This is a genomic window from Streptomyces sp. A1136 (genome assembly GCF_004795055.1).
Taxonomy (GTDB): Bacteria; Actinomycetota; Actinomycetes; order Streptomycetales; family Streptomycetaceae; genus Streptomyces.
The window spans coordinates 111842-123513 of sequence record NZ_SSBJ01000011.1; the positions used below are offsets into that span (position 1 = coordinate 111842).

General features: G+C 70.3%; 9 protein-coding genes and 1 tRNA gene. 7 read left to right on the forward strand and 3 right to left on the reverse strand.

What is annotated here, in order from left to right; translation table 11 throughout:
• Positions 1–90 precede the first annotated feature (90 nt).
• The 6 genes from eno to E6R62_RS13385 all read left to right on the forward strand — a co-directional run bounded on the left by eno (position 91) and on the right by E6R62_RS13385 (position 7051).
• Complete coding sequence (gene eno, locus E6R62_RS13360; protein WP_136213600.1) at positions 91–1386, forward strand: phosphopyruvate hydratase; 1296 nt, start codon at positions 91–93, stop codon at positions 1384–1386.
• A 115-nt stretch (positions 1387–1501) separates the two neighbouring features.
• On the forward strand, positions 1502–1990 hold the full coding sequence (locus tag E6R62_RS13365; protein ID WP_136213601.1) for a septum formation initiator family protein: 489 nt from the start codon (positions 1502–1504) through the stop codon (positions 1988–1990).
• A gap of 40 nt (positions 1991–2030) precedes the next feature.
• Positions 2031–2570 (forward strand): DUF501 domain-containing protein, encoded by a 540-nt coding sequence (locus E6R62_RS13370; RefSeq protein WP_136213602.1) that lies wholly within the window; start codon positions 2031–2033, stop codon positions 2568–2570.
• Positions 2567–3508, forward strand: a complete 942-nt coding sequence (locus E6R62_RS13375; protein WP_136213603.1) for a Ppx/GppA phosphatase family protein — start codon at positions 2567–2569, stop codon at positions 3506–3508. Before E6R62_RS13370 ends, E6R62_RS13375 begins: the two co-directional genes overlap by 4 nt.
• A gap of 435 nt (positions 3509–3943) precedes the next feature.
• Entirely contained in the window at positions 3944–5326 is a 1383-nt protein-coding gene (locus tag E6R62_RS13380) for an NAD(P)/FAD-dependent oxidoreductase (RefSeq protein WP_136213604.1), read from the forward strand.
• 321 nt (positions 5327–5647) lie between these two features.
• Complete coding sequence (locus E6R62_RS13385) at positions 5648–7051, forward strand: cyclopropane-fatty-acyl-phospholipid synthase family protein (RefSeq protein WP_136213605.1); 1404 nt, start codon at positions 5648–5650, stop codon at positions 7049–7051.
• A 95-nt stretch (positions 7052–7146) separates the two neighbouring features.
• On the opposite strand, the gene E6R62_RS13390 is transcribed toward E6R62_RS13385, so the two are convergent.
• Positions 7147–9699 carry an ABC transporter permease gene (locus E6R62_RS13390; protein WP_136213606.1) on the reverse strand — a complete coding sequence of 851 codons (2553 nt, stop codon included), beginning with the start codon at positions 9697–9699 and terminating at the stop codon, positions 7147–7149.
• A gap of 53 nt (positions 9700–9752) precedes the next feature.
• Positions 9753–10514, reverse strand: coding sequence for an ABC transporter ATP-binding protein (locus E6R62_RS13395; RefSeq protein WP_136213667.1), 762 nt, complete (start codon positions 10512–10514; stop codon positions 9753–9755).
• Between the two features lie 406 nt (positions 10515–10920).
• Between E6R62_RS13395 and E6R62_RS13400 the strand changes: the two genes are divergently transcribed.
• Positions 10921–11005, forward strand: a tRNA-Leu gene (locus E6R62_RS13400).
• 379 nt (positions 11006–11384) lie between these two features.
• Here E6R62_RS13400 and E6R62_RS40820 read toward each other — a convergent pair.
• Positions 11385–11585 (reverse strand): hypothetical protein, encoded by a 201-nt coding sequence (locus E6R62_RS40820; protein WP_240801647.1) that lies wholly within the window; start codon positions 11583–11585, stop codon positions 11385–11387.
• Between the last annotated feature and the right edge of the window lie 87 nt (positions 11586–11672).

An 11672-nucleotide genomic window follows, 5' to 3' on the forward strand; every position in this document is an offset into this window, starting at 1 on the left:
TCCAGTGCCCGGAGCCGGTTAGGCTCTAGTCGGCAGGGCCGTCCCATCGGCCCCTGCCACCGCACACCCAGCGTCACATCCCAGAAGGAGATGCTCGTGCCGTCCATCGACGTCGTCGTAGCCCGGGAAATCCTGGACTCCCGAGGCAACCCCACGGTCGAGGTCGAGGTGGGCCTCGACGATGGCAGCACCGGCCGTGCTGCAGTCCCGTCCGGCGCCTCCACCGGAGCGTTCGAGGCCATCGAGCTCCGTGACGGTGACCCCAACCGTTACATGGGCAAGGGTGTCGAGAAGGCCGTCCTCGCCGTCATCGAGCAGATCGGCCCGGAGCTCGTCGGCTACGACGCCACCGAGCAGCGGCTGATCGACCAGGCCATGTTCGACCTGGACGCCACGGACAACAAGGGCTCCCTCGGCGCCAACGCCATCCTCGGCGTCTCCCTCGCCGTGGCGCACGCCGCGTCCGAGGCCTCGGACCTGCCGCTCTTCCGCTACCTCGGCGGACCGAACGCGCACCTGCTGCCCGTTCCGATGATGAACATCCTCAACGGTGGGTCGCACGCCGACTCCAACGTGGACATCCAGGAGTTCATGATCGCCCCGATCGGCGCGGAGTCCTTCTCCGAGGCGCTGCGCTGGGGCGCGGAGGTCTACCACACCCTCAAGAAGGTCCTGCACACCAAGGGCCTCTCCACCGGTCTGGGCGACGAGGGCGGCTTCGCCCCGAACCTGGAGTCCAACCGCGCCGCGCTCGACCTCATCATCGAGGCCATCAAGCAGGCCGGTTACACCCCGGGCAAGGACATCGCGCTCGCGCTCGACGTCGCCGCGTCCGAGTTCTACAAGGACGGCAAGTACGAGTTCGAGGGCCAGTCCCGCTCGGCCGCCGAGATGACCGACTACTACGCCGAGCTCGTCGAGGCGTACCCGCTGGTCTCCATCGAGGACCCGCTGTTCGAGGACGACTGGGCCGGCTGGAAGACCATCACCGACCGCCTGGGCGCCAAGGTCCAGATCGTCGGCGACGACCTCTTCGTCACCAACCCCGAGCGCCTGGCCCGCGGCATCGAGGAGGGCTCCGCGAACGCCCTGCTCGTCAAGGTCAACCAGATCGGTTCGCTGACCGAGACCCTGGACGCCGTCGAGATGGCCCAGCGCAACGGCTTCAAGTGCATGATGTCGCACCGCTCCGGCGAGACCGAGGACGTCACCATCGCCGACCTCGCCGTCGCCGTGAACTGCGGCCAGATCAAGACCGGCGCCCCGGCCCGCTCGGACCGCGTCGCCAAGTACAACCAGCTGCTGCGCATCGAGGAGATCCTCGACGACGCCGCCGTGTACGCGGGCCGCTCCGCGTTCCCGCGGTTCCGCTCCGCGGACCAGTAGGCACAGCACGGGCCAATAGCCGCCTCGCGGCGCCGGCCTCCGTACGTCCCCGCACTCGGTCCCGTACCGTGTGCGGGGACGTATTGCGTAGCGCGTGCGAAGGGGAGGCGGGACCATGGCCGGGAACCGGGATCGGTTCTCCACCTTCTCGACGGCGACCAGGCTCAAGCAGCTCGGCGAGCGGACCGCCGCGCACGTCTACCGCTCCCAGTCGCGCCGCCAGGTCCGCCGCAGCCGGCTCACCGGCCGGGCGGCGCTCCTCGTCCTCGTCCTCTGTACGCTGGTCGTCGCCCTGGCGTACCCGATGCGCCAGTACGTGTCCCAGCGCTCGGAGATCGCGGACCAACAGCGGGCCGCCGACGGCGCGCGCAAGCGCCTGGAACAACTGCGCGACGAGAAGGCACGCTGGCAGGACCCGGCCTATGCCGAGCAGCAGGCGCGCAAGCACCTGCACTTCCTGCGCCCCGGCGAGATCGGCTACATCATGAACGACCCCGGTGCCGAGGCCGCCGAGCACCGCCGCACCGGGCAGGCCGGCTCCGACCGGCCCTGGTACTCGAACGTCTGGGACGGCGTCGACAAGGCCGACCGGCCCGGCGACTGACCCAGACCACCCATACGAAACGAAGAGACGTACCCCAGGCATGCAGACGCCCCCGCCCCAGACCGACCGCACCGAGCCGACCGCCGCGGACATCGAGGCGTTCGAGCAGCAGCTCGGCCGCCCGCCGCGCGGCCTGCGCGCCATCGCCCACCGCTGCCCCTGCGGGCAGCCGGACGTCGTGGAGACCGCGCCCCGGCTCCCCGACGGCACTCCCTTCCCGACGCTGTACTACCTGACCTGCCCGCGCGCCGCCGGTGCGATCGGCACGCTGGAGGCCAACGGCGTCATGAAGGAGATGCAGGCCCGGCTCGCCGAGGACCCGGAGCTGGCCGCCGCCTACCGGGCCGCGCACGAGGACTACATCAGCCGCCGCGACGCCATCGAGGTGCTCCAGGGCTTCCCGAGCGCCGGCGGCATGCCGGACCGGGTCAAGTGCCTGCACGTCCTGGTCGGCCACTCGCTGGCGGCGGGGCCCGGCGTGAACCCCTTCGGCGACGAGGCGTTGGCGATGTTGCCGGAGTGGTGGGCCAAGGGGCCCTGCGTCACCCCGTGCGCGGGGGAGAAGGAGTCGTCGCGGTGACCCGGGTGGCGGGTATCGACTGCGGTACGAACTCCATCCGCCTGCTGGTCGCGGACTGCGACCCGGCCACGGGCGACTTCGTGGAGCTGGACCGCAGGATGACCATCGTCCGGCTCGGCCAGGGCGTCGACAAGACGGGCCGGCTGGCCCCGGAGGCCTTGGAGCGGACCTTCGCGGCCTGCCGCGAGTACGCGGCTGTGATCAAGGAGCTGGGCGCCGAGCGGGTGCGTTTCGTGGCCACCTCGGCCTCGCGGGACGCCGAGAACCGCGAGGAATTCGTCCAGGGCGTCCTGGACATCGTGGGCGTCGAGCCCGAGGTGATCACCGGGGACCAGGAGGCCGAGTTCTCCTTCACCGGCGCCACCAAGGAACTCACGGGCCGTACCGACCTGGAGCGGCCGTTCCTGGTCGTGGACATCGGCGGCGGCTCCACCGAGTTCGTGGTCGGCTCGGAGCACGTCGAGGCGGCGCGCTCGGTGGACGTGGGATGCGTCCGGATGACCGAGCGCCACCTGGTGGTGGACGGGGTCGTGAGCGATCCGCCGACCGAGGCGCAGATCGCCGCCATACGGGCCGACATCGAGGCGGCGCTGGACCTGGCCGCCGAGACGGTCCCGCTGGGGCGGGCCCGCACCCTGGTCGGTCTCGCGGGCTCGGTGACCACCGTCGCCGCCATCGCGCTCGGCCTGCCGGAGTACGACTCTCCGGCCATCCACCACTCCCGAATCCCCTACGAGGAGGTCCGCGAGATCGCCGAGCGGATGCTGACCTCCACCCACGCCGAGCGGGCGGCCATCCCCGTGATGCACCCGGGCCGGGTCGACGTGATCGGCGCGGGCGCACTCGTGCTGCTCGCCGTCATGGAACGCGTCGGCGCCTCGGAGGTCGTCGTCTCGGAGCACGACATCCTCGACGGCATCGCCTGGTCCGTGGCCTGAGTGGGCCTGGTTCGGGGGTCGTTCGGGCCTGGAACGGGCATGGACGGGACCTTGTGGGGGCTTGTTCGAGAGCCGGAAGAGCCTTCGAATGCACGAGCTTCGTGAAGTTCTTCACAAGGAAAAAAGGCCCGCAGGGTGAAGCGGGGGGCCCTTCGGGGCGCTCGGGGCCCCTGCGGGCCCTTTTTGTGCGAGCGTTCGTGCGATTGTCGGAGGCGCGTGGGGTACCCCGGTAGGTATCCACGAACCCGGTGGTCTACTCCGTTTTCAGCCTGAGAGGCCAGTTCAGGACGGGTGAACAACGACTCCCGTTACACGGTGGTTCCCGTTCGGCGCCATGACATGGGTCACGTGGGCGGCGCAGTGTAGCAGAGGGTCCCCAGCACCTTGTGAAGGGGCTCACGAGCGTCACCCCCGGGGGTGCTGGATACTCGTTCCATGAGCACCACGGAGCGTCCCAGGATCCTCGTTGTAGGAGGTGGGTACGTAGGCCTGTACGCAGCCAAGCGCATCATGAAGAAGATGCGCTACGGCGAGGCGACCGTCACGGTTGTCGACCCGCGCTCGTACATGACCTACCAGCCCTTCCTCCCCGAAGTGGCCGCAGGCAGCATCTCGCCTCGGCACGTCGTCGTCCCGCTGCGACGCGTGCTGCCCAAGGCAGAGGTTCTCACCGGCCGGGTCACCAGCATCGACCAGGACCGTAAGGTCGCCGTCGTCACGCCGCTGGTCGGCGAGGCGTACGAGCTGCCCTTCGACTACCTGGTGATCGCGCTCGGCGCCGTCTCCCGCACCTTCCCGATCCCCGGCCTCGCCGAACAGGGCATCGGTATGAAGGGCGTCGAAGAGGGCATCGGCCTGCGCAACCACGTACTCGAGCAGCTCGACAAGGCCGAGTCCACGACGGACGAGAACGTCCGCCGCAAGGCCCTCACCTTCGTCTTCGTCGGCGGCGGCTTCGCCGGCGCGGAGACCATCGGCGAGGTCGAGGACATGGCCCGCGACGCGGCCAAGTACTACTCCAGCATCAAGCGCGAGGACATGCGCTTCATCCTGGTCGACGCGGCCGACAAGATCCTCCCCGAGGTCGGGCCCAAGCTCGGCACCTGGGGCAAGGAGCACCTCGAGTCCCGCGGCATCGAGATCTACCTCAACACCTCCATGGACTCCTGCGTGGACGGCCACGTGGTGCTGAAGAACGGCCTGGAGGTCGACTCCAACACCATCGTCTGGACCGCCGGCGTCAAGCCGAACCCGGTCCTGGCCCGCTACGGCCTCCCGCTGGGCCCGCGCGGCCACGTCGACGCCGCCCCGACCCTCCAGGTCACCGGCACCGACTACATCTGGGCCGCGGGCGACAACGCCCAGGTCCCGGACGTCGCCGCCCGCAAGGCCGGCGTCGAGAACGCCTGGTGCCCGCCGAACGCCCAGCACGCGCTGCGTCAGGCCAAGGTCCTCGGCGACAACGTCATCTCGGGCATGCGGGGCTTCCCGCAGCACGAGTACTCGCACTCCAACAAGGGTGCGGTGGCGGGTCTCGGCCTCCACAAGGGCGTCGCGATGATCGTCATGGGCAAGATGAAGATCAAGCTCAAGGGCCGGCTCGCCTGGTACATGCACCGTGGCTACCACGGCATGGCCATGCCGACCTGGAACCGCAAGATCCGCGTCTTCGCCGACTGGACCCTCGGCATGTTCCTCAAGCGCGAGGTCGTCTCCCTCGGTGCGCTGGAGTCCCCGCGCGAGGAGTTCTACGAGGCCGCCAAGCCGGCGCCGGCCCCGGCCGCCCAGGCCCCGGCCCAGAAGGCCAAGGCCTCCTGACGCGGCGCGAGCCGCATCACGCCTGAGTACGACCAGCACGTCCCCGAAGGGGCCGCCCGCCATCCGTGGTGCGGGCGGTCCCTTCGGTGTTTCCGGGTGCGCCCCTGACGCCCTCCCGCGGGCTCCTCTCGGCGCCTCCGCCCCTCCCTCGGCGCTCCCGTCCCATCCACCCCTTGCGACACGCCGGCGGCCCTTCCCACGGTCTCCTCGTGCCGTCCTCGGGTGTTCCTTGAGCCGCCTCCGTGAAGATCGTCGGGACAGGGCCTAACCGTTGCCGTAAATGGGTAGGCCGTCCGGTCGGAACTTATGGAGGTGCCTGCCATGACCGACGCCGCGCCGCGGCTGGCCGCGCTCACCGAAACCCTGCTGGGCGCCCCCGTGCCCGTGCGCATACGTGCGTGGGACGGCAGCGAGGCCGGCCCGTCCACCGGACCGACCCTGGTCCTCAACCGCCGTCGGGCGCTGCGCCGCATCCTGTGGAAGCCGGGCGAGCTGGGGCTGGCCCGGGCCTGGGTCTCCGGGGACCTGACCGTCGAAGGCGACCTGTTCGAGCTGCTGGACCGGGTGGCCGGACTGCTGTGGGAACGCCCGGCCGCCCCCGCGCCGGCCCCCGCGGCCCCGGTGGCCACCGGAGTCGCCAGACGGGCCGCCCTGCGCTCCGCCCTGCGTTCTTACCTGCCCGCCGCCGCCTCCGGCGCCGCCGTGACGGCCGAGCAACTGCGCGACCCCGGGGTCCGTGCCGCCGTACGCGACCTCATCGCCCTGGCCCGGCCCTGGCCGGCGCCCGCGCCGCCCCCGGAGGAGGCCGTCCGCCGCGGAGGCGCCATCCACAGCAAGGGCCGCGACCGCCAGGCCATCAGCCACCACTACGACGTCGGCAACGCCTTCTACGAGCACGTCCTGGGCCCGTCGATGGTGTACTCCTGCGCGTACTGGAGCCCCGGCGGCACACTGGAGGACGCCCAGCGGGACAAGCTCGACCTGGTCTGCCGCAAGCTCGACCTGACGCCGGGGCAGCGCCTGCTCGACGTGGGCTGCGGCTGGGGCTCCATGGCCCTGCACGCGGCCCGCGAGTACGGGGTCCAGGTCGTCGGCATCACCCTCTCCCAGGAGCAGGCCGTCTACGCCCGCAAGCGGGTCGCCGAGGAAGGTCTGGCCGACCGCGTCGAGATCAGGGTCCAGGACTACCGGGAAGTGAAGGACGGCCCGTACGACGCGATCTCCTCGATCGGCATGGCCGAGCACGTCGGGGCCGTCCGCTACCGGGAGTACGCCCAAACCCTGCACCAACTGCTCCGCCCGGGCGGCCGGTTGCTGAACCACCAGATCGCCCGGCCGCCGGAGCCCGACGAAGAGGCGTACCGGGTCGACGAGTTCATCGACGCCTACGTCTTCCCCGACGGGGAACTCTCCCCGATCGGCACCACCGTCGGCGAACTGGAGCGGGCCGGCTTCGAGGTCCGCGACGTGGAGGCGTTGCGCGAGCACTACGCGCTGACCCTGCGGGCCTGGGTGGCCCGGCTGGAGCGGCACTGGCACGAGGCCGTCCGGCTGACCTCGCCCGGCCGCGCGCGGGTGTGGCTGCTCTACATGGCGGCGTCCGCGCTCGGCTTCGAACACAACCGGCTCGGGGTCAACCAGGTCCTCGCGGTCCGCCCGGGGAACGGCGGGGTTTCCGCGATGCCGCTGCGGGCCCGCGAGTGGGGCGCGCCGCAGGCCCGGTGATCGCGTACGCGTGACGAGCAGCGGGACACGAGACAAGGGAAGGGCCCCGCGACCGGAGTTCGGTCGCGGGGCTCTTCCCTTGCGTGGGGCCGGGGCTACTCGGTCTTGATGGCGGTCAGCATGTTGAGTCGGGCGGCGCTGCGGGCCGGCCACATGGCCGCCAGGGCGCCGACCACACCGGCCAGCAGCAGGAAGATCCCGATTCGGTCGAAGGGGACGACCAGCGCGTAGTGCGGCACCCCGTCCTTGATGGTCTGGCCGACGGCCCAGGCGATGAACGTGCCGAGGGCGACGCCGATGACCGCGCCGAACAGCGAGATCACGATGGCTTCCAGGCGGATCATGTTCTTGACCCGGCCCCGGTCCAGGCCGATGGCGCGCAGCATGCCGATCTCCTGCGTCCGCTCGTAGACGGACATGGCCAGGGTGTTGACCACGCCGAGCACCGAGATGATCAACGCCATGCCCAGCAGGCCGTACATGATGTTCAGCGCGGTGTTGATGGCACCGCCCAGTTCGTTGCGCATGTCCTGCCGGGTGGCGATGTTCATCGCCGGGTTCTTGCCGAGGGCGTCGACGAGGGTCTGCTGGGCCTTGGCCGAGGGGCCGCCGTCCATCTTGACGAAGACCTCGGGCAGGTACGGCTTCTCCTCGTGCGCGGAGAGGATCTTGTAGTCGAGCACGTAGGGGGAGAGCATGCCGTCCATCTCCTTGTAGACGGCGCCGACCACCAGATCGGCCTTCTTGTTGTCGTCGAAGGCGGCCTTGAGCACCGAACCGACCTTGAGGCCCCGCGACTTCGCCGTCGTGTCGGCGACCGCGACCTGGCCCTTGCCGAGGCTGTCCAGCGAACCGGTGACGACCTCGATGTTCAGGAGCGATCCGATCGTGGCCGGTTCGACGCCGGAGACGGAGCCGGACTCCTTGCCGCCGTCGAAGCGCACGTAGCCGGCCTGCTGCGGGGAGACCGCCTTGACGCCCGGCGCCTTGGCCAGTGCTCCGATCACGCTCTGGTCGAGGCCGCCGAAGCCGCCGGAGAGCGAGACCTTGTAGTCGGCCTTGAGTTTGTCCGTGGTCATCCGGTCCACTGCCTTGCCCATGGTCATGCCCAGCACCGACAGGGCGGTGACCAGGGTCAGGCCGATGGCCAGCGAGGCCGCGGTGACGGCGGTGCGGCGCGGGTTGCGCACGGCGTTCTGCGCGGCCAGCTTGCCGGCGACGCCGAAGACCTTGGCCAACGCCGGGCGCAGGGCCGCGATGACCGGGCGGGAGAGCGCGGGCAGCAGGACGATGATGCCGATCATCGTCAGGAAGGCGCCCCCGCCGATGATCATCTTGCCGTCCTTGCCGACCAGTGCGCCACCGAGGATGCCGGCCAGGCCGAACAGGGTGAGCGCGCCGCCGATGCTGTTGCGCAGGACCAGGGACTTGGCGGTGGCCGGCAGGTGGGCGCTGCCCATGGCCGCGACCGGGGCGATCTTGGCGGTGCGGCGGGCCGGCAGCCAGGCCGCGAGCAGCGTGACGAGGACGCCGATGACGATCGCGATCGCGATGGTCCCGGGGCTGACGACCAGTGGACCGGCCGGGATCTTCGCCCCGATGGAGTCCATCAGGGAGCGCATGCCGACCGCGAGACCGACGCCGGCCAGCAGACCGACGGCGGAGGAGACCACGCCGACGACGAGGGCCTCGGCCAGGACGGAGCGCTTGACCTGGCCGCGGTTGGCGCCGATGGCGCGCAGCAGGGCCAGCTCCTTCGTGCGCTGAGCGACCAGCATGGTGAAGGTGTTGTAGATCAGGAAGACACCGACGAAGAGCGAGATCAGGGCGAACGTCAGCAGCATCTGGTTGGTGGTGTCCATCTGCCGCTCGATGGACTTGGCCTGCTCGGCGGCCAGTTCGGCGCCGGTCTTGGCCGTGGCGTCCTTGCCGACGAGCGGCTCGACCTCGGCCAGCAGCCTGTCGGCGGTGGTGCCGGGCTTCGCGCCGACCGAGAGCTCGTCGTAGAAGCCGGGTGCCAGGTAGAGCTTCTGGGCGGTGGCGGTGTCGAACAGAACCAGCGAGCCGCCCGCGTTGACCTGGCCGTCCTCGGTGGTGAACACACCGGTCAGGGTGTATTCGGAGGCCAGGCCGTTGGAGGCCACCCGGACCTTGTCGCCGACCTTGTACTCGCCGCGCCGGGCGGTCTCCTTGTCGAGGGCGACCTGGTCGGCCTTGGCGGGGCCGTTGCCTTCGGCGAAGGCGTAGCGCGGGTCCTTGCCCTGGTCGACAGGGGCGAAGTTCGAGCCGCGGTTGGCCCAGCCGCTGCCGATCAGCTTGCCCTGGGGGTCGGCGACACCGGCGAAACCGGAGACGCGGCCGGAGACGGTGTCGACGCCCTGGAGCGCCTTGACCTTGTCGAGGGTCTGCTGGCTGATCCCCGGCTCGCCCTCCTTCGTCCCGTCGTCGTTGCGGGAGGGGCCGTGGGCGGTGACGGAGACGGCGATGCCGTCGAAGCTCTTGGCGGACTGGCCCGACAGGGCCTTGCCGACGGTGTCGGTGAAGACGAGGGTGCCGGAGACGAAGGCCACGCCGAGGACGACGGCGAGCACCGTCATCAACAGCCTGGCCTTGTGCGCGAGGACGTTGCGCAGGGCGGTACGGAACATGGTGGAGGCGTCCAGGGGGTCGGAGGTCAGCGGGGACGGGGAGGGGAAGTCCCTCAGCTGGTGCGGCCCTTGGCGTCGAAGGCCTTCATGCGGTCGAGGACGCCGTCGGCGCTCGGGTTCAGCATCTCGTCGACGATGCGGCCGTCGGCGAGGAAGATGACGCGGTCCGCGTAGGAGGCGGCGACGGGGTCGTGGGTGACCATCACGACGGTCTGGCCCATTTCGCGGACGGAGTTGCGCAGGAAGCCCAGTACCTCCGCGCCGGAGCGGGAGTCGAGGTTGCCGGTGGGCTCGTCACCGAAGATGATCTCCGGCCGGGAGGCGAGGGCGCGGGCCACGGCCACGCGCTGCTGCTGGCCGCCCGACAGCTGCGTGGGGCGGTGGCCGAGGCGGTCGGAGAGGCCGACCATGCGGATCACGGAGTCCAGCCACTGCCGGTCGGGCTTGCGGCCCGCTATGTCCATGGGCAGCGTGATGTTCTCCAGGGCCGTCAGAGTCGGCAGCAGGTTGAAGGCCTGGAAGATGAAGCCGATCTTGTCGCGGCGCAACTGCGTCAGCTGCTTGTCCTTGAGGGAGCCGAGCTCGGTGTCGCCGATGCGCACGGAGCCGCCGGAGAAGGTGTCCAGGCCCGCGACGCAGTGCATCAGGGTGGACTTGCCGGAGCCGGAGGGGCCCATGATCGCGGTGAACCGGCCCTGGGCGAAGTCGACGGAGACGTTGTCCAGCGCGACCACCTGGGTCTCGCCCTGGCCGTACACCTTGGACAGCTGCGTGGCGCGGGCGGCCACCGCCTGGGTGGCGGGGGCGTAGTTCATGGCGGTCACGGGGGACTCCTGTCGAGCGGGGTGCTGCGCTGTGGCGGGACCCTTCCATCCTCCCCGCGCACACCCCCACCCCGGATCAGCCGCGGTGCCGGTTCGGCGGCCCACTGAAGGCTGACCACGGGCGTGGCCGTCTCCTCCTTTGGTATGACTCCGCCCCCGAGGACGACGCCGAGCCCGGGGTGGCGGGTGGGGTGGCGCGGGGAGGCGAAATCCCGTCAATTGCTCGCGAGGGAGATCACCGTCAGCAACGTGCCGACCGCGCGTTATCGCACCTGACGGCTACTCAAGCGTCAATAAAATCAGACAACATCGGACAGACTCCCAGGTGGGGGCGCAGATACTACGGATAAGCTCACCTGTAGCGTTCACGGCTTTTCAACGGGGGCCGCCACGCCCTGCCCGGATGGTGGAATGCAGACACGGCGAGCTTAAACCTCGCTGACCTTCGGGTCGTGCCGGTTCAAGTCCGGCTCCGGGCACCACGCACGCAGGGCAGGGGCGCGCCGGTGACCACGGCCGCCCCGGCGGAACAACACCCTCCGCATCACCGCGAGCCCGTCGGCTTCGTCGTCACCGACTCGATGAACGCAGCCGCCTCGTGTTCGGGGACGGGGGCGTGGTCGGTGTCATCGGACCGAGCGCGTAGAGCCTGGCCGCTTCGTGGTCGTGGACTCGGTGTGGCTGGGGGAGGTAGCCGGACTCGTACTCGATCGGCATGCCGTCGGCGCGGGCGAGGCAGGCGATCGCCAGAGGAGTGATGGCGGTAGCGGTAGAACGTCATGATCGGCGGGTACTACGGCTTGCCCATCGGTCTCCCGACAGATGAGCGCGAGGTAGAAGGCCTGCACCCGGTCCCGGCGTTCAGGTAGAACTGCGGTCCCGTCGTGACCAGTTCCCGCTCCTCCTGGCGGATCTTGCAGTGACCGACTCCCGGTCGGTGGCCGTGGCCGCGAACACCGCCGAGTACACCTGCATCGCCGGCAGCCAGGACTCCCAGGTCGCGAGCCTGACCGCGTCGGCATCGCCGACGCCCCGGACGCGGGCCACGTTCAGGGACGTCATGAGCGCTCCGGACCTGGCACCATGCGACGCTTCGATCGACTCCAGAGACCGGGCCAGGGACTTCTCCATCACCGGAACGACCGCTGC